The sequence below is a fragment of the Bradyrhizobium sp. JR4.1 genome, from assembly GCF_040548605.1.
Lineage (GTDB): Bacteria > Pseudomonadota > Alphaproteobacteria > Rhizobiales > Xanthobacteraceae > Bradyrhizobium > Bradyrhizobium canariense.
In genome coordinates this window covers 79,737-102,176 of sequence record NZ_JBEPRY010000003.1, presented here as the reverse complement: position 1 = coordinate 102,176, position 22,440 = coordinate 79,737, and the positions used below count along the sequence as shown (strand labels likewise).

At 64.6% G+C, this 22,440-nt stretch carries 24 protein-coding genes; 6 read left to right on the top strand and 18 right to left on the bottom strand.

Going from position 1 to position 22,440, the window contains the following annotated elements:
• Position 1: 1 nt before the first annotated feature.
• The 4 genes from ABIB90_RS08950 (at position 2) to ABIB90_RS08935 (ending at position 3,472) form a co-directional block, all read left to right on the top strand.
• On the top strand, positions 2-1,096 hold the full coding sequence (locus ABIB90_RS08950; RefSeq protein WP_354160921.1) for a serine/threonine protein kinase: 1,095 nt from the start codon (positions 2-4) through the stop codon (positions 1,094-1,096).
• Positions 1,097-1,200: 104 nt separating this feature from the next.
• A complete protein-coding gene (locus ABIB90_RS08945) occupies positions 1,201-1,758 on the top strand; it encodes a CAP domain-containing protein (RefSeq protein WP_354128849.1) in 558 nt (185 codons plus the stop codon).
• A 92-nt stretch (positions 1,759-1,850) separates the two neighbouring features.
• Positions 1,851-2,264, top strand: a complete 414-nt coding sequence (locus ABIB90_RS08940; RefSeq protein ID WP_007590685.1) for a GFA family protein — start codon at positions 1,851-1,853, stop codon at positions 2,262-2,264.
• Positions 2,265-2,293: 29 nt separating this feature from the next.
• Positions 2,294-3,472: an aminotransferase class V-fold PLP-dependent enzyme gene (locus ABIB90_RS08935; protein WP_354160924.1), complete on the top strand. Its 1,179-nt coding sequence runs from the start codon at positions 2,294-2,296 to the stop codon at positions 3,470-3,472.
• A 17-nt stretch (positions 3,473-3,489) separates the two neighbouring features.
• Here ABIB90_RS08935 and ABIB90_RS08930 read toward each other — a convergent pair whose 3' ends face one another.
• Genes ABIB90_RS08930 through yajC form a run of 6 tightly spaced genes read right to left on the bottom strand, consistent with a single transcriptional unit; the run spans position 3,490 to position 9,155 of the window.
• Complete coding sequence (locus ABIB90_RS08930; protein ID WP_354160925.1) at positions 3,490-4,734, bottom strand: threonine ammonia-lyase; 1,245 nt, start codon at positions 4,732-4,734, stop codon at positions 3,490-3,492.
• 45 nt (positions 4,735-4,779) lie between these two features.
• The gene (locus ABIB90_RS08925; protein ID WP_354160927.1) at positions 4,780-5,643 is read right to left on the bottom strand and encodes a phytoene/squalene synthase family protein; all 864 of its coding nucleotides are present in this window, start codon (positions 5,641-5,643) and stop codon (positions 4,780-4,782) included.
• Positions 5,640-6,023, bottom strand: coding sequence for an Mth938-like domain-containing protein (locus tag ABIB90_RS08920; RefSeq protein ID WP_007590678.1), 384 nt, complete (start codon positions 6,021-6,023; stop codon positions 5,640-5,642). The genes ABIB90_RS08925 and ABIB90_RS08920 overlap by 4 nt, the downstream gene beginning before the upstream one ends.
• Before the next feature lie 60 nt (positions 6,024-6,083).
• Positions 6,084-7,109: a protein translocase subunit SecF gene (gene secF / locus ABIB90_RS08915; protein WP_354160929.1), complete on the bottom strand. Its 1,026-nt coding sequence runs from the start codon at positions 7,107-7,109 to the stop codon at positions 6,084-6,086.
• A gap of 16 nt (positions 7,110-7,125) precedes the next feature.
• On the bottom strand, positions 7,126-8,730 hold the full coding sequence (gene secD / locus ABIB90_RS08910) for a protein translocase subunit SecD (RefSeq protein ID WP_007590675.1): 1,605 nt from the start codon (positions 8,728-8,730) through the stop codon (positions 7,126-7,128).
• A 59-nt stretch (positions 8,731-8,789) separates the two neighbouring features.
• Positions 8,790-9,155, bottom strand: a complete 366-nt coding sequence (gene yajC, locus ABIB90_RS08905) for a preprotein translocase subunit YajC (RefSeq protein WP_007590674.1) — start codon at positions 9,153-9,155, stop codon at positions 8,790-8,792.
• A gap of 180 nt (positions 9,156-9,335) precedes the next feature.
• On the opposite strand from yajC, the gene ABIB90_RS08900 reads away from it, so the two are divergent.
• Complete coding sequence (locus ABIB90_RS08900) at positions 9,336-10,364, top strand: ATP-binding protein (protein ID WP_354160932.1); 1,029 nt, start codon at positions 9,336-9,338, stop codon at positions 10,362-10,364.
• 155 nt (positions 10,365-10,519) lie between these two features.
• On the opposite strand, the gene ABIB90_RS08895 is transcribed toward ABIB90_RS08900, so the two are convergent.
• On the bottom strand, positions 10,520-11,908 hold the full coding sequence (locus ABIB90_RS08895) for a LysM peptidoglycan-binding domain-containing M23 family metallopeptidase (protein WP_007590672.1): 1,389 nt from the start codon (positions 11,906-11,908) through the stop codon (positions 10,520-10,522).
• Between the two features lie 109 nt (positions 11,909-12,017).
• Positions 12,018-12,668, bottom strand: a complete 651-nt coding sequence (locus ABIB90_RS08890) for a protein-L-isoaspartate(D-aspartate) O-methyltransferase (protein ID WP_354160934.1) — start codon at positions 12,666-12,668, stop codon at positions 12,018-12,020.
• Positions 12,669-12,893: 225 nt separating this feature from the next.
• Here ABIB90_RS08890 and ABIB90_RS08885 point away from each other — a divergent pair, with 225 nt between their 5' ends.
• A complete protein-coding gene (locus ABIB90_RS08885; RefSeq protein WP_007590670.1) occupies positions 12,894-13,265 on the top strand; it encodes a response regulator in 372 nt (123 codons plus the stop codon).
• Positions 13,266-13,300: 35 nt separating this feature from the next.
• On the opposite strand, the gene surE is transcribed toward ABIB90_RS08885, so the two are convergent.
• From surE to ABIB90_RS08835, 10 genes are all read right to left on the bottom strand, one after another.
• The gene (gene surE, locus ABIB90_RS08880) at positions 13,301-14,068 is read right to left on the bottom strand and encodes a 5'/3'-nucleotidase SurE (RefSeq protein WP_007590669.1); all 768 of its coding nucleotides are present in this window, start codon (positions 14,066-14,068) and stop codon (positions 13,301-13,303) included.
• Between the two features lie 103 nt (positions 14,069-14,171).
• Positions 14,172-14,534: a hypothetical protein gene (locus ABIB90_RS08875; RefSeq protein ID WP_354160937.1), complete on the bottom strand. Its 363-nt coding sequence runs from the start codon at positions 14,532-14,534 to the stop codon at positions 14,172-14,174.
• Positions 14,535-14,627: 93 nt separating this feature from the next.
• Positions 14,628-15,959 carry a serine--tRNA ligase gene (gene serS / locus ABIB90_RS08870; RefSeq protein WP_354160939.1) on the bottom strand — a complete coding sequence of 444 codons (1,332 nt, stop codon included), beginning with the start codon at positions 15,957-15,959 and terminating at the stop codon, positions 14,628-14,630.
• Between the two features lie 216 nt (positions 15,960-16,175).
• Positions 16,176-16,988, bottom strand: coding sequence for a twin-arginine translocase subunit TatC (gene tatC, locus ABIB90_RS08865; protein WP_247397669.1), 813 nt, complete (start codon positions 16,986-16,988; stop codon positions 16,176-16,178).
• On the bottom strand, positions 16,985-17,602 hold the full coding sequence (gene tatB, locus ABIB90_RS08860; RefSeq protein WP_354160941.1) for a Sec-independent protein translocase protein TatB: 618 nt from the start codon (positions 17,600-17,602) through the stop codon (positions 16,985-16,987). The genes tatC and tatB overlap by 4 nt, the downstream gene beginning before the upstream one ends.
• An 88-nt stretch (positions 17,603-17,690) precedes the next feature.
• Complete coding sequence (locus tag ABIB90_RS08855) at positions 17,691-17,927, bottom strand: twin-arginine translocase TatA/TatE family subunit (protein WP_007610722.1); 237 nt, start codon at positions 17,925-17,927, stop codon at positions 17,691-17,693.
• Positions 17,928-18,093: 166 nt separating this feature from the next.
• Positions 18,094-18,846, bottom strand: a complete 753-nt coding sequence (scpB, locus tag ABIB90_RS08850) for an SMC-Scp complex subunit ScpB (RefSeq protein WP_007590655.1) — start codon at positions 18,844-18,846, stop codon at positions 18,094-18,096.
• 21 nt (positions 18,847-18,867) lie between these two features.
• Positions 18,868-19,707, bottom strand: coding sequence for a segregation and condensation protein A (locus ABIB90_RS08845; protein WP_007590654.1), 840 nt, complete (start codon positions 19,705-19,707; stop codon positions 18,868-18,870).
• Complete coding sequence (nagZ, locus tag ABIB90_RS08840) at positions 19,704-20,732, bottom strand: beta-N-acetylhexosaminidase (protein ID WP_354160944.1); 1,029 nt, start codon at positions 20,730-20,732, stop codon at positions 19,704-19,706. The genes ABIB90_RS08845 and nagZ overlap by 4 nt, the downstream gene beginning before the upstream one ends.
• Before the next feature lie 45 nt (positions 20,733-20,777).
• On the bottom strand, positions 20,778-22,352 hold the full coding sequence (locus ABIB90_RS08835; RefSeq protein WP_354160965.1) for an SPOR domain-containing protein: 1,575 nt from the start codon (positions 22,350-22,352) through the stop codon (positions 20,778-20,780).
• Between the last annotated feature and the right edge of the window lie 88 nt (positions 22,353-22,440).

Below are 22,440 nucleotides of genomic sequence, written 5' to 3'. Positions count from 1 at the left end.
GATGAACCTTCCCAAAGACGACGCCGCAACACTCTCGGCGCGCTGGACCGAGGGCGTGCTGCTCAAGCGCGACGTGTTCTCGACCGTCGAGCGCGGCCGATTCCGCGACGATGACGGCGAGGTCGACGCGGTGCTGCGCCGCCTCGACGAGGTGCCGTGGTGGTCATTCCTTTTGGCGCGCCATCTGTTCGCCCGCGAGACGCATGCGCTGGCACTCGCCAAGGGACTCGATGTCGGCCCGGAGCTGCTGTGGGCCGGACGCCGCGCGCTGGTGCGCAGCTTCGTCGATGGTGTCGCACTGCATCTGGCGAAACCGCATGGCGACCTCGCTTATTTTCGCTCGGCGAAGGCCGCGCTGCGACGGCTGCGCCGCGCCGGCATCTGCCACAACGATCTTGCCAAGGAACAGAACTGGCTGGTCGGCCGCGACGGTCGCGCCTATGTGACCGACTTCCAGCTCGCGGCCTGCTTCGACCGTCGCGGCCGGCTTTACCGGATCCTGGCGTATGAAGATCTCCGGCATCTGCTCAAGCACAAGCGATCCTACGCGCCCGAGGCGCTGACGCCGCGCGAGCGCAAGATCCTGGCGAAGAAGTCGTTCGCCGCCAGCCTGTGGCTCGCCACCGGCAAGAAGGTCTATCGGGCAATCACGCGCGGCCTGTTCAACTTCACCGACCGTGAAGGCGGCGGCCGAAGGCTCGTCAACGACGCGCCGGTGCTGGCGGAATTGATCCGCAAGAACCCCGCCGTGCGCGACACCGCCATCGTCGCGTTTGCCGACCGCCGCTCCGGTGTCGGCCTCTATGCCTTCGTCGAAGCCGATCAGGCCGCGCTCGAAGGCCAATTGCGGAACGAACTCACCGCCGCCAAGGGGCCGAAGCCCCCGGAACACATCCAGGTCGTGCACGCACTGCCACGCAACGCCGACGGCAAGCCGCGCACGGAGATCCTGCAACTGGTCGCCATGAACCAGCTCGACCTGATCGAGCCGATGATGAAGAACGACCAGGACCGTGCTTTCCTCAAGGACATCCTGGAGCAGCGCAAGAACTTGCGCGACCGCTTCAATTTCGAGGCCGACCTGCCGGCGGGCTAGCGTGGATCACGCCTTGAAGCGTCCACATTGGCGATAGAGAAGCGATCCGATAATTCGAGCTTGGTGGGGGACTTGGCGGGGTCATGGGCACTCGGGGGACGGTGATGCATCGTGTGGTAGGCGGCCTGATCGCCGGCCTTCTGCTGCTCGCCACCACGCCCGTAATGGCCGAGTCTCCCGCCGAACTGATCTCCAGCTTCCGCCTCAAGCATGGCGAGGTCCGCGTCGTCCGCGATTCGACCCTCGACCGCATCGCCATGGACCAGGCGCACGCGATGGCGACAAAGGACGACCTCAGTCACGACGCCCTCGGTCCGTTCAACCGCCGGGTCGCACCTGCCGGCGCAGGCCGCGCCGCCGAGAATATTGCCTACGGCTACGACAATTTCGAGAAGACTCTGGGGCAGTGGATCGACTCGTCCGGACACCGCAAGAACCTGCTGCTGCACAACGCTTCCCGCGTCGGGATCGCGAGCGCGAAAAACGCCAGCGGCAAGCGCACCTATTGGGCAATGGTGATCGCCGGCGACTACGAGCCGAAGGGCAAAGGCAAAGGCAAGAAAGACGGAGAGCCCCTCGTTGCCGTGAAACGCGAAGCCGTTCCTGCAAGCAAGCCGAAATCCGGCGGCTGCCACATCAAGCTGCTCGGCCTCTGCATCTGAGGCGTGACGCCGCGCCGGAAGCATTGTTGCGCGCGCTTCTCCGACCGGCCATTATGATCGCGCCGCTATCCTCAACCAACCTGAGGCGATCAATGGCCAAGAAGTACACCGCTCAATGCGCCTGTGGCGCCATCAAGTTCGAATTCAGCACCGATCCGTCCTTCATCGCCAATTGTCATTGCAACGACTGCAAGCGCGCTTCGGGCGGCGAGATGGCGACCTTCTTCGCGGTACCCGAGGACGATTTCACGCTTCTCTGCGGCAAGCCGAAGGCGTTTCACTACATCGCCAATTCCGGCAAAGGCCTGGATCGCAATTTCTGCCCGGAATGCGGTTCGCGGGTCTTTACCACTAATCTCGATAGCTTCCCCAAGACGGTCTTCGTCCAGTTGGGCAGCCTCGACCGGCCCGACCTCGTGGCACCGAAGCTCGAGATGTTCACCAAGCGTCGCATGTCGTGGAACATGCCGCTCAACCTGCCGCAGTTCGAGGAAATGCCGCACTGACGCGACGATAGTCCGAGCCGGAGATTTAGTTGATCAACATCGAGCGAATACGTGCCGACACGCCAGCCACCTCCCGGCTGGCGTACCTGCACAACGCGGGAGCTGCTCTCATGCCCGTTGCTGTCGTCGAAGCCATGAAGCAGCATATCGATCTGGAGTGCGAGATCGGAGGCTATGCGGCAGCCGATCGGGAGTCGCGCCGGCTTGATTCAGTCTACAGCTCTGTGGCCCGCCTGCTGAATGCCGCACCTGATGAGATCGCCCTCATGGAGAACGCGACGGTTGCCTGGCAGATGGCTTTCTACGCGCTTCCATTTAGCAAGGGCGACTGGATCCTGACCGCCGAGGCGGAGTACGCGGCCAACTATGTCGCTTTTCTTCAGGTCGCCAAGCGAACAGGCGCCGCGATCGACATCGTGCCGAGTGATGCCAACGGCGAACTCGACGTCGACGCGCTCGAACGCATGATCGACGAGCGCGTGAAGCTGATTGCGATCACCTGGGTTCCGACCAATGGCGGACTGGTCAATCCCGCAGCAGCCGTCGGCAAGATCGCGCGGGCGCACGGCATCCCCTATCTGCTCGACGCCTGCCAGGCGGTCGGACAGATGGTGGTCGACGTCGAGGCCATCGGCTGTGACATGCTGTCGGCGACGGGCCGTAAATTCCTCCGCGGCCCGCGCGGCACTGGCTTCCTGTACGTCCGCCGGGCGATGCTGCAGCGGCTCGAACCGCCGATGATCGACCACTACGCCGCACCCTGGGTCTCCCGGGACGCTTATCGGCTGCGTGACGATGCGCGCCGTTTCGAGACCTGGGAGAACAACTACGCAGCCCGGCTTGGGCTCGGCGCGGCTGTCGATTATGCCCTGGACATCGGGATCGGCCCGATCGAGCAGCGGTGCCGCATGCTGGCGGACCGCCTGAGGGGCAGCCTTGCGTCCATTCGCGGCATCAGAATTCGCGACCTCGGACGCACTCCGGGAGCCATCGTCAGCTTCACGGTGGACGGCTACGAGGCGGAGGCGGTCGTCAGCGGCGCGGCCGCAGCCAGCATCACGATCGGCGCCTCAGATCCGTCGAGCACGCGCATCGATGCCGAAATTCGCTCGCTGCCGCCGGTGGTGCGCGCCTCCCCCCACTACTACAATACGGAAGCCGAGATCGATCGGCTGATCGCCCATTTGGCGGGTTTGACGCCGCGATAGCGGCGGGCGCGCACAGCTCAGGTACAGCGCGCACTCAATCCGGATGCGCCAAGCTTCGCCATGACCTCGTCGAGATGGGCGCTGTCGCGGGTCTCGATCACCAATTGCAGCAACGTCGCCTTGGCCGGAAGATCCGAGAAGGTGCGCTGGTGCGAGACCTCGATGATATTGGCGCCGGCCTCCGCCAGCAGTGCCGCGACAGCAGCCAGTTGGCCGGGCCTGTCGGGGATGTCGAGCGACAATTGGGTGAGCCGCCCCTCGCGCGCCAACTCGCGGGTCAGGACCGATGCGATCAGCCGTGTATCAATATTGCCGCCGCTCAGCACCAGCCCGACCTTCTGGCCGGCGAAACGGGACGGGTCGGACATCAGCGCGGCGAGGCCGGCGGCACCGGCGCCTTCCACGACCGTCTTCTCGATCGAGATCAGGGTCGCGACCGCGCGCTCGAGTTCGGCTTCGTTGACCAGCGCAATGTCGTCGACGAGGCGGCGGACGATTTCGGTTGTGATCTTGCCCGGCGTTTTCACCGCGATGCCTTCGGCGAGCGTGTCGCCACGTGCCGGCAGATTGCCGTCGTGGATGGCGTTGTACATCGAGGGGTAGAGCCAGGCCTCGACGCCGAGGATCCGCAGCGACGGCTTGATCGATTTCGCGGCAATCGCGATCCCGCTGATCAGGCCACCGCCGCCGATCGGGACGACCAGCGTATCGAGCTCCGGCACGGCCTTGAGTATTTCCAGCCCGACCGTTCCCTGCCCCGCGATGACAAGCGGATCGTCATAGGGATGGACGAAGATCATGCCGCGCGCTTCGCCGTGGCTGCGCGCATACGCGGCCGCCTCCTCCAGCGTGGCGCCCGTCACCACCACCTCGGCACCGTGATGCCTGGTGTTCTCGACCTTCACCATGGGCGTGCCGACCGGCATGACGATGGTGGCGGGAATGCCGAGCCGCTTGGCGTGATAGGCGACGCCCTGCGCGTGGTTGCCCGCCGACATCGCGACGACGCCCCGCACGCGCTCCTCCGGCGTCAGCGCCGTGAGGCGGTTGAGCGCGCCGCGCTCCTTGAACGAGGACGTGAACTGGAGGTTCTCGAATTTCAGCCAGATATCGCAGCCGCAGATATTGCTCAGCGTACGACTGTAGCTACAGGGCGTCTCGACGACGGCGCCGCGGATCGTCTCGGCGGCGGCATGGATGTCATCAGGTGCGACCGGAAGGCCGCCCAGATCGGAAGATATGGTTTGGGACAACTCAGCCATAGGACAGCATAGAGCATTTGCCCGGCTCCGGCGATAAGCCAACCGCTATTTGGTAAATTCCCGCGAACGTGAAGCCCGCCAAAGCGTCCACAGCGTACGCAGCCGCGATGACGGTTGCGGCGCAAATGGATTGCGCCCGGGTTGCGACAGGCGCTTGAGGTCGGCCCTTACCTGGCTCAGCGGCAGAAACGCTGGCCGAGCCGACACCGGCACCTCGGGCAACAGCGACAAGGCCGTGGTCAAATGCTGCCCGGCCTCGCCCACGAGCTGGTCCAGGACGGCGCGCAAATTCGGCGTCTCCTTGCCGGCGAACACGTCCTCCATGTTGCAATCGTGGCTTGCCAGAACTTGCTGCGGCAGGAACAATTGCCGGTGCGCCGCATCACGCGGCAAGTTCGTGATGACTTGCGCGATGCCTTGAGCCAACCCCGCATGCCGCGCGAGATGCTCGGCTGGGTCCAGGGGTGACGCCATGATCCGCGCCGCAAGAGTAAACAACGCCGAACAGGTCGCGGCCAGATAGCCTTCGAGAGCCGTCATGGTCGGCATTGGGTCGTTGTAGAGATCGAATTGATGCTCGTCGACGAGCAGCGACAGCGGTTCGACCGGCAGGTCGAAATCACGGATTGCGCGGAGCAGCTCCGCCGCCACCGGATTGCCCTCGGCGCTGCCATGGACTTGGCCCGACAGCATGTCGGTCCACCATTGCAGGCGGATTTCACCAGGCAAGGGCTGGCTTACCTGGTCACGGACGCGGACGATCTCGACATTGAAAGCATAGAGCGCCAGCAGCGCGCGGCGCTCGGCAGCGGGCGCGAACAGGGTCGCGGCATAGCGAGCAAAGTCGTGGCTGCGCACGAGGTCAGCACAGAACGCGGCAGAATCCGGCGGCGGCGCGGAGCCACTCATGGCACGGCGATCAGCGCGGCCGCCACGCGCCGCCGTTCGCCGATCATGATGTTGTAGGTACGCACGGCGGGACCGGTCTGCATCGTGTCCAGAACCACCCTCGCCGCTTTAAGCGCCTGGCGCAGTTCCGCCGGCGGCAGCCAGACCCCGGTTCCGGTGCCGATCAGGAGCGTGTCGATGCTGTTGGCGGACTTGAAGACTCGATCCAGCGAATAGCGGTCGATCTTCGCGGGGTCGGTTATGTCCCAGGCCCAGATCGCGTCGGGCAGGCAAAGCAGCGATCCCCGATGCGACATGCCGGCAAAGGCAAAGCCGCCCTTGCCATAGGCTTCGATCGGCGCCGAGCGGGGGAAATGCGGTGCGTTGGGATCGCCGGCCATGAGCTTCGTCCGAATGAGCTTACTGCCCTCGCAAACTCCTGCGAGGGCATGCGGTTCGGATCATGCCTTGCTTTTCTTCGCCGGCGTAGCCTTATCGACCGCATCTTCGCGATGCTCGCCGACGCCGAGATAGATCAGGATCGGGGCTGCAATGAAGATCGAGGTATAAGTGCCGACCAGCACCACGCCGAACATCATGACCGCGGTGAAGCTGTGGATGGCATGGCCGCCGAACAGCAGCAGAGCCAGCAGCGCCAACGTCACGGTGAAGTGGGTGATGATCGAGCGCGACAGCGTCGAGTTGATCGATTCGTTGAGGAGCTGCGGCATCGGCATCTTCTTGTAGCGCCGCAGCATCTCACGGATACGGTCGTAGATGACAACGGTGTCGTTGAGCGAATAGCCCAAAATCGTCAGAAGCGCCGCGATGCTGGTCAGGTCGAAATCGACCTGACTGATCGACATGAACCCGATTGTCAGCACGATGTCGTGCACGTTGGCGATCATGGCGCCGAGCGCGAACTGCCACTCGAAGCGGAACCAGAGGTAGACCAGGATCGAGACGATCGCGAGCATCAGGCCGAGCATGCCCCAACTCAGCAGTTCGCCGGAGACACGCGGCCCCACCACCTCGACGCGGCGATACTCCACGGACTCGCCGAGCGCAGTGCGGACCTTGTCCACGGCTGCCTGCTGCGCCTTGTCGCCGCCCGGCTGCTCGGCAACGCGAAGCAGCACGTCAGCGGGGCCACCGAATTGCTGCAGCTGGATTTCGCCGAGTCCCAGGCTGCCAAGGGTCGTGCGCATCTGCGCAAGATCGGCGGAGCCCGACTTGGCCCTCACCTCCATCAAGGTGCCGCCCTTGAAGTCGATGCCGAAGTTCAGGCCATGGGTAAAGAACAGCGTGATGGCGACGATCGACAGCGCCGCCGAGATCGGGAAGCTGATACGGCGGAAGCGCGTGAAGTCGAAATGCGTCTCGTCTGGCACGATGCGCAGCGACGGCAGGAGGCCAAGCACGCTGACCACGGTCAGCACGGCAATCAGGACGCCGAGAGAAATGAGAACGAGTTGAGTAGTGGTCACAGCCGGCCTCGAATGATCAAATCGGCACAGTTTTCGGCCGCGTCCACTGCACCCACCATGCGACGATCAGGCGGGTCATGGTGAAGGCGGTGAAGACCGTGGTGATGATTCCGATGCCCAACGTCACTGCGAAGCCGCGCACCGGTCCGGTGCCGATCATGAACAGCACGGCAGCGGCAATGAAGGTCGTGATATTGGAATCGAGAATGGTCGCAAGCGCCCGCTTGAAGCCTGCATCGATCGCCGAGATCGGGCTTCTCCCGCCGCGCAACTCCTCGCGGATGCGCTCATATATCAGCACGTTTGAGTCCACCGCGATGCCGACGGTGAGCACGATGCCGGCGATGCCGGGAAGCGTCAGCGTGGCACTGAGCAGCGACAACAGGCCGAAGATCATTGCGACGTTGATGGCCACCGCGATGTTGGCGAACACCCCGAACAGCCGGTAGGTCAAGAGCATGAAGATAACGACCAGGATCGAGCCGACGTAAGCCGCAAGCTCGCCCTTCTCGATCGAGTCCTGGCCGAGACCCGGACCGACGGTGCGTTCCTCGACCACCGTGAGCGGCGCAGGCAGGGCGCCGGCGCGCAGTAGAATCGCGAGGTCGTTGGCCGACTGCACGGTGAAACTGCCGGAGATCTGGCCCTGGCCGCCGGTGATCGGCTCGCGAATGACCGGCGCCGAGATCACCTTGCCATCGAGGATGATCGCGAAGGGCACCCCGACATTCTCCTGCGTGGCCTGCGCAAACTTGCGCGCTCCAGAGGTATTGAACGTGAAGCTAACGACCGGCTCGTTGGTACGCTGGTCAAAGGTCGCCTGGGCGTTGGTCAGGTCGCCGCCAGCAACCAGCACCTGCTTCTTGACCACATAGTTGGGCGGCGGCGGCGTGGCCGCCGGCAGCAGTTCGGAATCCGGTGGAATCCGGCCCTGCTGCGCCTGGTCCGGCGGCACCGAGGGATCGACCATGCGAAATTCCATTTTCGCGGTCTTGCCCAACAGTTCCTTCAAATGGGTGGGATCCTGCAAGCCCGGCACCTGCACCAGGATGCGGTCGTTACCCTGACGCTGGATGATGGGCTCGACAGTGCCGAGCTCGTTGACGCGCTTCTCAACGATCTGAATCGACTGCTCGATGGTCTTGCGCATGCGGTCGAGCATCGCGGCCTCTGGAATACTGAGGCGGATCAATCCGCCACCAGCATCGGCGACCTCAAGGTCGCGCTGACCGCTGGACCCCATCAGGCCGCCAATCGGCTGCGCAAGCTCGCGCAACTTGGCGAGCGCCGGCTGCGCGTCGGTGTCCTTGGTGATGCGAACCTCGACCGCGTCGTTGCGCACGGTGACGCCGCCGGTGAACCCGATCTTGGCCTCGCGCAGCACGCGACGGACGTCGTCGCGGATCTGGTCGAGCTTTTCCTTCTTTACATAGTTGGAATCGACCTCGAGCTGCAGAGAGGAGCCGCCCTGCAAGTCGAGACCCAACACCAGCCGCCGCTGCGCCCAGGCGGGCCAGGTCTTGACCTGCGCTTCGGGGAAGAAGTTCGGGACCGCGCAGAGGCACACGATCAGCGCCGTCAGGATGATCCCGAGCGCCTTCCACCGCGTGAAATACAACATCGACTGGACCTGTCAGATCAGGAGACTTGCAGGAAGACTTGAGAGACTCGCGGAAGCACTCACTTCGCCGCGGCGTCGTCCTTGGCGCTTTCCTTGGATTCCTTGGCCGGCTCGCCCTTGGCGCGCACGCCGGAGACCATCGAGCGCATCTGCCGCACGCGCACGCCATCGGCGATCTCGAACTCGATCTGGTCGTCGTCGACGACCTTGGTGACCTTGCCGACGAGACCGCCCGAGGTCACGACGGTGTCGCCGCGGCGGATGTTCTTTACGAGGTCAGCGTGGTCACGGACCTTCTTCTGCTGCGGACGCAGAATCAGGAAGTACATGATCACGAAGATCAGGGCGAATGGCAGCAGCGACATCAGCATGCCGCTGGTGTCGCCGGCGCCCGCAGCCTGGGCATACGCAGGGGTAATCAACATTCGGACGATCCTCGTGAGAACGGGGGAAAACCGGTCAGGCCCAAATGGCGACCGGTTCGGTCAAATTCGCGCGGACTATAGCGGCCATTGCCCCAATTGCAACGCTGCCAGACCGCCCTTTTAGCCACCTTGCGGCGCGCGCTCAGGCCCGATAAGGCTGCATTCTCAGGAACTTCGGACATGCCCCAAAAACCAAGCAAAAGCCCGGCCCGCAAAGGCCCCCGCACCCCTGCCGCGAAGCCAGCCCGCGTCGCGGCAAAACGTCCCAAGGCAGCCCTCAAAGCTGCTTCCAAAGCGACTTTCAAGACGATTTCCAAGGCGACTTCCAAGGCCAACCAAAGCGTCTCCCAGGAGCGCATCGTTCGCGCGCTGGAGACGATTGCGGCGCACCTCTCCGCTCAAGGCAAGCCCGCCGTCGAACGCGAGTCGTTCAAGCAGGCGGATGCTTTCGTCTGGCACCCGGACGGCCGTCTTGCCGCGGTGCCGCGGGTCAGCCGCGTCGAATTGTTCCTGCTCAAGGGCGTCGACCGGATGCGCGACATCCTGATGGAGAACACGGAGCGTTTCGCCAACGGACTGCCCGCCAACAACGCACTGCTCTGGGGCGCGCGCGGCATGGGCAAGTCGTCGCTGGTGAAGGCGGCGCATGCCAGCATCAACGCGGAGCGCAAACCGGCCGACAGACTGAAGCTGATCGAGATCCATCGCGAGGACATCGAGAGCCTGCCCGCGCTCATGGAGCAGCTTCGCGCCTCATCCTTCCGCTTCATCGTGTTCTGCGACGATCTCTCCTTCGACGGCAATGATGCGTCCTACAAATCGCTCAAGGCGGTGCTCGAAGGCGGCATCGAAGGTCGGCCGGAGAACGTCATCCTCTACGCCACCTCGAACCGCCGCCATCTGCTGGCGCGCGAGATGATCGAGAACGAGCGCTCGACCGCGATCAATCCCGGCGAAGCCGTCGAGGAGAAGGTCTCGCTGTCGGATCGCTTCGGTCTCTGGCTCGGCTTCCACCGCTGCAGCCAGGACGAATATCTCGCGATGGTGCGGGGCTATTGCAGCCATTTCGGCGTCAAGGTCGACGATGACGCGCTGGAGCGCGAGGCCCTTGAATGGTCGACGACGCGCGGCTCGCGCTCCGGCCGCGTCGCCTGGCAGTTCGTGCAGGAGCTTGCGGGACGGCTCGGCGTCAAGCTGACGGCGACGTAGCGGGAGCTAAGAGCCGCACTCACACCTGTCGTTCCCCGCGCAAGCGGGGAATCCAGTATTCCAGAGACAGTTTTGATCGATCGAGACGTTGCGGCGTACTGGGTCGCCCGGTCAAGCCGTGCGACGACAGCTTTCGTGCCGAGGCAACGCTGGCCTCACGCCCCGTTCAGGAATTGAAGCGGGTCAACCGGGCTCGATCCCTTGCGGATCTCGAAGTGGAGCTGCGGCGACGCCACCTCCCCGGATTGACCCGACTTGGCAATGACCTGGCCGCGCTTGATGGTATCGCCGCGCTTCACCATCAGCTCACTCGCATGGGCATATGCAGTGACGTAGCCGTTGGAGTGCCGAACCAGGACGAGATTGCCATAACCTTTCAGCTCGTTGCCGGAATAGGCAACGACTCCGTCTTCAGCCGCCTTGACCGGCGTACCCTCGGGCACCGCGAGATTGATGCCGTCGTTGGACTTGCCATTGGTCTTGGCGCCGTAGCTCGTGACCACCTTGCCGCGCACCGGCCAGCGGAAAGTCGGCAGCGCGCTGGTAGTCTCCGCAGCTTTCGCCGGAGCTTCAGCGGTCTTCTCTTCGACATTGGCAGTGGCCTGGGCCAGGCGCGCGCTTTGCACCGGCGCGACGGCCGCCATCTTGGTGGCGGGCGCAGGCGCGGCCGCAACGGGTTGCAGCGTTCCGGCGACGGGAGCGGCTCCAACCGGAGCCGCGGCAAGCGGTGCTGCGACGGCGGCGGTCTTGGCGCCGGGCACGGCCAGCCTGGTGCCGAGCTTCAGTTTCGCAGAGGGATCGAGCCCATTGGCGCGGGCCAGTTCAGCCGCCGAGATATGGTTCTTGCGGGCAATGCTGGCGAGCGTGTCGCCGTGGTTCACGAAGTGCGTGCTTGACGGCGCGGCAACGGCTGCAACCGGCTTCGCAGCAGGCGCCATCGCGGGGGCAGCGGCAACGGGAGCCATGAGCGGCGCGGGCGCAGCGGCCGTAGCCTGGTGCGGAATGATCAGTTGCTGGCCGGGCGAGAGCGCGCGCGGCCCCTTATAGCCGTTGGCGGCGAGAATCGCCTGCGGCGTAACGCGATAGCGTTTGGCAAGCAGGTCGAGCGTATCGCTGGTGCCGACGATGATTTTGGTTCCACCGACCGGCTGGGCGGCTGCGACCGAACGCGGCGGCACGGTGGCCGTGGTCTCCAGATGCGGCTGCGCCGGGGGTGCGTAGGAGCCGACACCGCGACCACCTCCGGACACGCCGCCTGCCGCAACGGGGTAGGATTGCGGCGCGGACACGGCCGGCGGCAAAGGCTGCGACTGATAATAACCCGACTGCGTCTGCGGCCGCGAATATTGCGGCAGCTCACGCTGGGGCGGCGGTGCCTGTTGCACCGAACCGGTCGATTCCTGCGCGAAGGGATTGGAGAAGTTCGACTGGGACATGCGCGACGACATGTCGGCGCTGCATCCTGCGAAGCTGAAGGAGATCAGCGCCAGCACCGCGACCTGCGGCACACGGCGCGAGTAAAGCAACTCGGCGGCAACGGACATGGTTACTCACTCGTACGCAACAGAACTGGTGTTTTAAGTAAACACGCGCCGAGTAAATAACGGCTTAACCCTCCCAATAAGATGTTGGCAGCACAGCCAATCCGGAATTCTACAGCTCCCGCGCCACACCGGGCAGCGCCGGCACGAAGCGGACCTCGACGAGTTCCTTGCGCTCGATCCCGGCTTCCGTCCGGCTCAGGCGGATCAGCGTCTGCACCCCCTGATGCGGACCGACGGGCGCGATCAGGATGCCGCCCACCTCCAGCCGCTCGATCAGGTTCTCCGGAAGCTGCTCCATCGCGGCCGTGACAATGATGCGGTCGAACGGGCCGATATTGGGGGGCAGATTGAGCCCGTCGCCCAGCATCACCTCGACGTTGTGGTAGTTGAGCTTTTCAAGCCTGATCCGTGCGGCATCCGCAAGCTTGCGGTAGCGCTCGACCGTCAACACCTGGCCGGCGAGCCGCGACAGCACCGCCGCCTGGTAGCCCGAGCCGGCACCGATCTCGAGCACGCGGTGCCTCTTCTGAAGCTGGAGCTGCTCGGTCATGTAGGCGACGACGAAGGGCTGGCTGATGGTCTGCCCGCAGGCGATCGGCAGCGCGCTGTCGCGATACGCGCCGTCGCGATCGGCGTCGTCGACGAATTGATCGCGCGGCACCTCCTCCATGGCCCGCAGGACCGCCTGGTCGCTGATGCCCCGACGCCTCAGCGTGAGCTGAAACATCATCTTTTCCGGCGGGTGCTGATGGGAAGTCATTGCCTGCTTGTGCTGTCTTTGCGGTCCGGGACGCCGAGCTGGGGCGCTAGATTCTTGTTCCGGCCAGGGAACCCATGATAGGCTTCGGATGGGAGTAGTTGACCACAAATTGGCTTGCAACGGGCAAGCCGCGACGGCCATTTTCATGCATCCGTTCGTCAAAACGCGCATTGCGTCGATTCATGTTATCTGCGAACGTTTTTGACAATGGGCAAGGACTCGACCATGACCGCGACGGGGCTTACCGGCCGCTCTGTATTCCTCGTCGAAGACGAGGTGATGATCAGGATGATGGTCGCGGACATGCTCGAAGAGCTTGGCTACAAGATCGCAGCCGAGGCTGGCGACATCACCGAAGCCATGCGGCTCGCCCAGGCAACCGAGTTCGACATCGCCATTCTCGACGTCAACGTCAACGGCAAGGTCATCTCGCCGGTCGCCGACGTCATCAAGGCAAAGGGCTGCCCGTTCATCTTCGCCACCGGATACGGTTCCTCCGGCCTGCCCGAGCAGTACCGCGATCGGCCGGCGCTTCAGAAACCATTTCAGCTCGACGCCCTCGGCAAGACCATCGAAGCCGCGCTTCGCGGCGGCTAGGCCCCGTTCCAAGTCGGATTACTTCAGCGTCGGACTTACTTCAGCGTCGCACTCAGCGCCTCCGAAAACGCCTCGTTGGTGCGGTCGAGCCGGAGCGGCGTGACGGAGACATAGCGTTCGCGCAGCGCCGCGAGATCGGTGCCATCGGCGGGTGTATCAATCATCGCGGTGCGCTCGAAGCCGATCCAGAAATAGGGATTGCCACGGCCGTCCTTGCGCTCGTCGATCTTGAGGAAGCCGAGATTGCGCTTGCCCTGCCGCGTCACGCGAATGCCCAGCACATCCTCCGGCGCGCAAGCCGGGAAGTTGACGTTGATGACGGTGTCCTTCGGGATGCCGGCAGCGATCACCTTGCGCAGGATGTCGGGCCCGAATTTGCGCGCGGTGTCCCACAGCGGCCGGTCGCGGGTCTCGACGCTGAACTCCTGCGACAGGGCGAAAGACGGTAGTCCCAAGATGGTTCCCTCCAGCGCGCCGGCGATGGTGCCGGAATAGACCACGTCCTCGGCGACGTTGCGGCCCTTGTTGACGCCGGACAGCACGACATCGGGCAGCTTGGCGCCGAGGATGTGGCGCGCGCCCATGATGACGCAGTCGGTCGGCGTGCCGCGCACCGCAAAGTGCCGCGGGCCGACCTCGCGCAGCCGCAGCGGATCGTTCAGCGACAGCGAATGCGACACGCCGGACTGGTCGAGTTCAGGCGCGACCACCCAGACGTCATCGGACAATGCGCGCGCGATCTCCTCCAGGACCTTGAGGCCGGGGGCGTGGATACCGTCGTCATTGGTGCAGAGAATGCGCATGGGAAAGGTCGATTCCTGAAGCGGGTCTCAGCCGTCTTATCCGGCCGGGGCCGATCAGGCAAACCGGCCGATCGGGGCCGGCTGCCGGTACCGGCTTGGCCGGCTATCGGCGAACGCGCCATTGCGGCAGGAAGCGCGCCAGCCGGCCCTCGGCGTGCAATTTCATCGCCGGCACGACCGGGTTCACGATCGGCGCCTCGATGACGCCGAGCGCCTCCAGCTGTGCGACGAACGGGTCCGCTACCGACGCCTGCGGAAAGCGTTCGCGTGCCAACGTCAGCGCCTGGTCGAAATCGGCTGCATTCACACCGGGCTTGGCCCGCCGGCTCTGGACCAGATCGTCGTCCCAGAGCCGCGTGATCGCGATGTCGAGCACGCCACGCAGCCGCTGATCGACAGCCTGGATGCCGGCACCCGTCACCGCCCATTGTCTGCCGACCCAGAAGATGTCGCGGTGCAAGGCCATGAACGATGAGTTCGCGTTGTCGGGTGGCCGGCAGGATAACCGGCCGCCCGATCTTCGCAACCAAACGTTTCTCCGTTTCAGATCGCAGCACGCCTAGTCGCGTGCGACCACCTTCAACCCGCCCATATAGGGCTGGAGCACGCTGGGGACCGCAATCGAGCCGTCCTCCTGCTGATAGGTCTCCATCACGGCGATCAGCGCGCGGCCGAGCGCGGTGCCGGAGCCGTTGAGCGTGTGCACGAACCGCGGCTTGCCATCGGGGCCGCGCGAACGCGCGTCCATCCGGCGAGCCTGGAAATCGCCGCACACCGAGCAGCTCGATATCTCGCGGAATGCCCCGCCGTCGCCCTGACCCGGCATCCAGACCTCGATGTCATAGGTTTTTTGCGACGAGAAACCCATATCCCCGGTGCACAGCGTCATCACGCGGTAATGCAGCTCGAGCCGCCGCAACACTTCCTCGGCACAGGCGAGCATGCGCTCGTGCTCGTCCTTGCTCGTCTCCGGCGTCGTGATCGAGACCAGTTCGACTTTGGTGAACTGGTGCTGCCGGATCATGCCTCGGGTATCGCGCCCAGCGGCGCCCGCCTCCGCGCGAAAACACGGCGTCAGCGCAGTCAGGCGCATCGGCAGCTGCTTTTCGTCGAGGATGGATTCGCGGACGAGATTGGTGAGCGCCACCTCCGCGGTCGGAATGATCCCGAGACGCTCGGTCCGGAGCCGCTCAAGGTCGGGCGCGGCGAGCAATTCGCCCTTGATCGCCCAGAACTGGTCGTCCTCGAATTTCGGCAATTGTCCGGTGCCGAACATGATCTCGTTGCGCACGAGCAGCGGCGGATTGATCTCGGTATAGCCGTGCTCGTCGACGTGTAGATTGAGCATGAACTGGCCGAGCGCGCGTTCGAGCCGCGCCAGTCCCTTCTTCAGCACGACGAAGCGCGCGCCGGAGAGCTTTGCCGCGGTCTCGAAATCCATGTCACCGAGCGCGGCGCCGAGATCGTCATGGGGTTTTGGCGCGAACGCGTAGTTACGCCTGTTGCCGAAGACATGGCGCTGCACATTGCCGTGCTCGTCGACACCATCGGGCACCTCGCCGAGCGGCAGATTGGGGATCGCCGCCAGCTCCCTGGCTAGCTCCTCGTCTGCAGCCTTCGCGGTCGCCTCGAGCTCCGGCATGGTGGTCTTGAGCTCGGCGACTTCCGCCATCAGCTTCGCCGCGCGCGCCTCGTCCTTGGCCTTCTTGGCATCGCCGATTTCCTTGGAGGCCGCATTACGCCGCGCCTGCGCCTGCTCGGAAGCCAGGATCGCCGCACGCCGGGTCTCGTCGATCGCAAGCAGCGAGGCCGACATCGGCTTCAGGCCGCGCCGTGCGAGGCCGGCGTCGAAGGCTTGCGGGTTGTCGCGGATCGATTTGATGTCGTGCATGGCCGAGGTCCTGGGGCTTGTTGCAACCCTGCAAATCCTGGATTTGCATTCATGCAAATGGCTGCTTCCCCTAGCACGGCTGTCATCGCCCGCGAAAGCGGGCGATCCAGTATTCCAGAGACATCACTGATTCTCCGATAGGCCGCGGGGTACTGGATTCCCCGCCCCAGGGCGCAATTGTGCACAAGGCGGGGAATGCCAGCGAGGGGTGTCGCCCTACTCCGCCGGATTAGCCGGCGTCGATACGTCAGTGCCGGTGGTGGCCTTTGAAGCTGCCGCCTTCTTCTCCACAATTCCCACCGCGATGATCGAGCCCTCGTAGAGCGCGAGCAAGGGGATCGCGAGCGAGCACTGGCTAAGCACGTCGGGCGGGGTCAGAACGGCCGCGATGACGAAGGCGACGACGATGAAATAGCGGCGCTTCTCGCGCAGCATTTTTGACGTGACGATGCCGATGCGCCCGAGCAGCGTCAGGATCACCGGAAGCTGGAAGGCGATGCCGAAGGCGAAGATCAGCGACATCATCAGCGACAGGTATTCACCGACCTTGGGCAGCAGCTGGATCTGCGCGGTCTCGTCGCTGCCAGCCTGCTGCATGCCGAGCGAGAAGCGGACCAGCATCGGCAGCACGACGAAATAGACCAGTGCTGCGCCCAGCACGAAGAAGAACGGGGTCGCGACCAGATAAGGCAGAAAGGCCTGCTTCTCGTGCTTGTAGAGGCCCGGAGCGACGAACTTGTAGATCTGCGTCGCAACGATCGGGAACGAGATGAAGCCGGCGCCGAACAGCGCGAGCTTGAGCTGAGTAATGAAATATTCCAGCAGCGCAGTGTAGATGAATTTCGAGTTCTCGGGACCCGCGACCCACACGAACGGCCAGACCAGCACGTTGTAGATCTGCTTGGCGAAGAAGAAGCAGAAGATGAAGGCAATGCCGAAGCCAAGGAGCGCTTTGATCAGCCGCGAACGCAGCTCGATCAAATGGTCCATCAGGGGAGCTTTGCTGGCCTCGATATCGGCGGCGCTCATGACGCTTTGGCGTCCTTGATCGCCTCGGCCGGCGCAGTGTCCTGGATGACCGAATCTTGCGTGACCGAACCTTGAGCGACCTGCGCCTGCTCGACCTCACGGGTGATGGCGAGCGGCTCGTTCACCGCCGCATGTGCCTCGGCCTCCACGAAGGTCTCGGGCGTCGGCGCTTCCGGCGTGGTGGGCGTCGCCGGCAATTCGCTTGAAGTCGCCAGCGCTTCGCTTGAAGTCGCCAGCGCTTCGCTTGAAGTCGCCAGCGCTTCGCTTGAAGTCGCCGGCGGCTCAACAGCGGCGGTGGTCGAGGTCTCGGCCGGCTTGTCCAGCGCATCGACGCGGAGCGCGTCGCTGACGTCTTTCTGAAGCGAGGTCATCAGATTGTTGCCGGCGAACCCGGAAGCCGCTTCCTTGACCTCGTCGAAGCTCTTCTTCAGGTCGGCCATTTCGGCCTCGCGCATCGCCTCCTGGAACTGGCCCTGGAATTCGGCGGCCATCTTGCGCGCCTTGCCCATCCACTGCCCGACCATGCGCAGCACGCCCGGCAGCTCTTTCGGGCCGATGGCGATCAGGGCCACGACCCCGATCAGGACCAGTTCACTCCACCCGATATCGAACATGAGGTCTTCCGTTCACGCCAGCCGCAGCCGGCCCAATCCCTCGCGCGCAGGATCGGGTCCGCTACCCGCGTCTCGCGTGCTCTCTGGCTCAGACGGCCTTGCTGCCGACGTCGGACCGTGCCGCGGTCGGCGCAGCATTGTTGTGCTCGATGGACTTGGCCGGCTCGGGCTTGTCGGCGACCTTGTCGTCGTCCTGCATGCCCTTCTTGAACGCCTTGATGCCCTGCGCCACGTCGCCCATCAGATCCGAAATCTTGCCGCGACCGAACAGCAGCAGGACCACTGCGATCACCAGGACCCAGTGCCAAATGCTGAGTGAACCCATCCTGCAACCCTCCAAACGCGCATGGCCGGGACCCGGCCGATCTTCACCGAAACCTAGGCTTGGCAGGTGTCAAAAACAAGGACCAAGGCAGCGCCAATTCGCTGTTGGCGCTACGTAATTTTGCTAGTGTTAACTGGTCGCAGGTGGCCGGTAGAAGGCCGGGACGTCAGTCCTCGCTACCGCCCTCGCCGCCCTCATTGCCGCCTTCCGGCGGCGTCTCGGGCTCGACCGCAGGCGCCAGCGCGAGATCAAGGTCCTCGCCTGGTTCCAGCGGATCCTCGTCCTCACGCAAAGTCGGGTCATCCGACGGCGTCGGCACGCTGAATCCGGTCGGCAGACGCGAATCCAGAAGGCCCGTGCCCTTCAGCTCCTCCAAACCCGGCAGATCGCCGAGCTGTTCCAGAGTGAACTGCGACAGGAAGTCCTCGGTGGTTCCGAAGGTCAAGGGACGGCCCGGCGTCTTGCGACGGCCGCGCGGCTTGATCCAGCCGGTTTCCAGCAGCACGTCCAGCGTGCCTTTCGAGGTGACGACGCCGCGGATCTCCTCGATCTCGGCGCGCGTCACCGGCTGGTGATAGGCGATGATTGCGAGCACCTCGATCGCGGCGCGCGACAGGCGGCGGGTTTCGGTGCTCTCGCGGGTCATCAGCCAGGCGAGATCGCCCGCCGTGCGGAAGGTCCATTTGTTGGCAACCCGGACGAGATTCACGCCGCGCAGGGAATAGTCGGCCTGCAACTGCTCAAGCGCGGCCTTCACGTCCACGCCCTCGGGCATGCGCTTGGCCAGCGTCGCGGTGTCCAGCGGTTCATTCGAAGCGAACAGCAGCGCTTCCAGCAGCCGCAATTCTTCGGGACGTGCCTGGGACTCGTTCTCCATCGGCTCGGCCTCTTCTACCCGCACTTCAGCCAGGCTTGCCATGGCAGATTCTCCTTGTTGCACTTAAGCGACCGGCGCATCGGGCGCAGGAGCTGCGTCCATGACCGGCTTGGGGCGCCCCTTCCGGAAATAGATGGGCGCAAACGCCTCTTTCTGATTCAGCTCGAGCTGACCTTCGCGCACCAGTTCGAGCGCAGCCGCGAAACTCGAGGCGAGCACCGTCGCGCGCTGCGTCGGATCGGCGACGTGCTGCAGCAGAAAATCGTCGAGAACGCCCCAATCGTCTTGCTCGCTGATGCTGCCGACCAGCCGCTCCAGCGTGGCGCGCGCCTCCGCAAGCGACCACACCGTGCGCTTGGCGAGATGCACGCTCGCCAGCACGCGCGACTGGCGCTGCGCGGCATAGGCGGTAAGCAGGTCATAGAGCGTTGCGGTGTATTTCGGATGCTTGATCTCGGCGATCTGCTCGGGCTCGCCGCGCGGGAAGATGTCGCGCAGCAATTGCTGCCGGTTCATCAGCCGGTTGGCGGCTTCGCGAATGGCCTCCAGCCGGCGCAGGCGGTTGGCGAGCGCCGTCGCCATCTGCTCGGCGCTCGGGCCTTCCGCACTCGGCGGCTCCGGCAGCAGCAGGCGCGATTTCAGAAAGGCGAGCCAGGCCGCCATCACGAGATAGTCGGCGGCAAGCTCGAGGCGGATCTTTCGCGCGGCTTCGATGAAGTGGAGATACTGGTCGGCGAGCGCCAGGATCGAGATCTTGGCGAGATCGACCTTCTGCTGCCGCGCCAGTGCGAGCAACAGGTCGAGCGGACCCTCATAGCCCTCGACGTCCACCACCAACGCCGGCTCACCCTCGGCGAGCTCTGCGGGCCGCCCGGTTTCAAACGATAGGATTTCTGCGGTCATGCCGATGCCGTGTTTGCCCGTGCGATCAATGCGTCCAGTTCGGCGCGTGCGGCCGCGCGATCGAACGGTTGCGGTCCTCGACGCGCGGCGAGCGCGGCGTTCGCCCGCTCCAGCGCCCTGCCCGCCAGTTCGGGTGTCTGGCCGGCGACCTCACGCATCTCCGCGATCTTGCCGTTGCAATGCAGGGCCATGTCGCAACCGGCCGCAAAAATCGCGCGGGTCCGCTCGGCGATATTGCCCGACAGCGCGTTCATCGACACGTCATCACTCATTAACAAACCCTGGAACCCGATTGTGCCGCGAATCACCTCAGCGATCATTGTCGCAGATGTCGTCGCCGGATGGGCGGGGTCGACCGCGCTAAACACAACATGTGCAGTCATGGCCATCGGCAAATCCGCTAAAGGCTTGAATGCCGCGAAGTCGGTGCGCTCCAGTTCGTCTCGCGACGTGTCGACGGTCGGCAGATTGAAATGGGTATCGGCCGTAGCTCGGCCATGGCCGGGGATGTGCTTGAGCACCGGCAACACGCCCCCCTCTTCCAGGCCCTCGGTGACCGCGCGGGCGATCGCGGCGACTTTTCCCGGTTCGGTGCCGTAGGCCCTGTTCCCGATGACGGCGTTGGCGCCAGCCACCGGCACGTCGGCCAGCGGCAAGCAATCCACGGTAATGCCGAGATCTGCGAGATCGGCCGCGATCAGCCGTGCGCTGAGGCGCGCCGCGGCCAGCCCGAGCGCCGAATCAGTATCGTAGAGGCCTGCGAAAATAGCGCCCGGCGGATAGACCGGCCAATGCGGCGGCCCTAGGCGCTGCACCCGTCCACCCTCCTGGTCGATCAGGACAGGGGCATCAGCGAAACCCGCGACCGCCCGCAATTCCGCAACGAGTGCAGCAACTTGAGACGGCGTCTCGATATTGCGCTTGAAGAGGATGAAGCCCCACGGGCGTTCGCTGCGGATAAACTCCCGCTCGGCGGCGGTTAGTTCCGTTCCGGAAACGCCGGTAATGAAGGCCCGCGTGCTCATACGGCCGATTAACCCTGACCCGCGAGACGGTCAAGGAAACGGCCGTTAATTCCTCTGGACGAAGCAGGCCGACAGGCCCGCGGATTTCAAACTGTTGCAGGCCTGGTTCGCCTCTTCGAGCGATCCGTAGGGCCCAGCGAAGGCGCGGTAGACGATTCCCTTGCCCTTGTCGGTCAGGTCGACCCGCTTGACCACCGGAGCGCGGGAGCCCAGCACGCTGCCGTACTTGCTCTGAAGCACCCGGTAGGAGGCGTGGGCGCTATCCTCGGTCTGCTGCGAGGAGACCTGCACGACGTAGCCACCGCCACCGCTGCTCGCGGGCGCAATTTGCGTCGGATTGGTCGCAGCCATCCGCTGCGGCGGCTCCGCAGCCGGCGCCGATTGCGGCGCCAGCGAGAGCGGCTGATTGGCACTGGCATTGGCCGAGGTCGGCGGCGTGCGTGGTGCAGCGGGTGCCGCAATGGGCTTCGGTGGAGCTGCCGGCTTCGCGACGGCGGCGGCTTGCGACGCGGTGGCGTCGGTCTGATCGCCCTTCACGGCCACGGTCCTGATCGCGCGCGGCGAATTGTTCGGCAGCGTGCCGTTACTCGGATTCGGGCCCGCACTCGACAGCGGAATGCTGGACGGCGACACGCTCGCGACCGGCGGCGGGTTCGCGTTCTGGTTCAGCGGCGGGAACACCACGCGGGGACCTCCCGCCTTGGCGTTGACGTCGACAGGCGCCTCCTCGCGCGGCACGATCTTCTCAGCGCCATCACCGGTGACCATGCGGTCCGGCACCTTGGCCGAGGAGTCCGACGGAGCCGGCACGATTTTGGTCGGCGTGTTGTCGGCCTTGATGATGGGCGGCTCGCCGCTGCGGGGCGAGCCCACATAGGTCTTGTAGGCGAACGCAGCGCCGGTCCCGACCACGGCAAGCGCCAGGATCGCCGCGACCGTCATCATGCCGCCGCGCTGCTTCTTGGGCTCGTCGAGATCGGCCTCGGGATAGTCGCTCTGGAATGCGTAAGGATCGTCGGGATAGGCGGCATCGCGCTGGTAGTCTTGTTCGCCCGCCTCCAGCCGTCCGTAGAGCGCATCGTCGTAGCGCGCCGGATCGGGCTGCTGCTGATAGGCTTGTTCCTGATAAGCCTGATCGTGCTGCTGGTAGGCCTGATCCTGATAGGCAGGAGCTTGATAAGCAGGAGCTTGATAGCCCTGATCCGGATAGGCCTGCGGCTGACGAAAATCAGGTTCGGGCTCGGGCGCAGTCGGCTGGGCTGAATAACGATGCAGTGGATGAACCGGGTTTACGGAAGCGGGATAGGCAGGCTCAGCTGGCGCCGTCTGCGGCTGCACATTGGCGCGCCGCATCCATGAGGGCGGTCCGGGCGGCGGCGGAGGAGCCTGCTCGGCATAGTCCTGCGGGTCATCGTCCTGGCGATAGTCGTCGTCCTGATAGCTCTGGGCAGGCGCGGGCGCTGCTGGCGGGTGCGCACCCGGCCGCCCTTGCGCCGCAAACGGATCGGTCTGCCCGATCAGGCGAGCGAGTTCGGCCAAGGGATCGCCGCTCCCATGCTGATCGCCACCGCGACCATAGTCATCGGAAGGAAACGGTCTGTCCTGATATCGTTCGGCCATCGTGATGATGCGTCCCTTCGGGAAAGCCGCGCGCCCCTCGACCAAGGCACGGCTTTCGACCCACAAGGCTTTCAACCAAGTCTAAGCG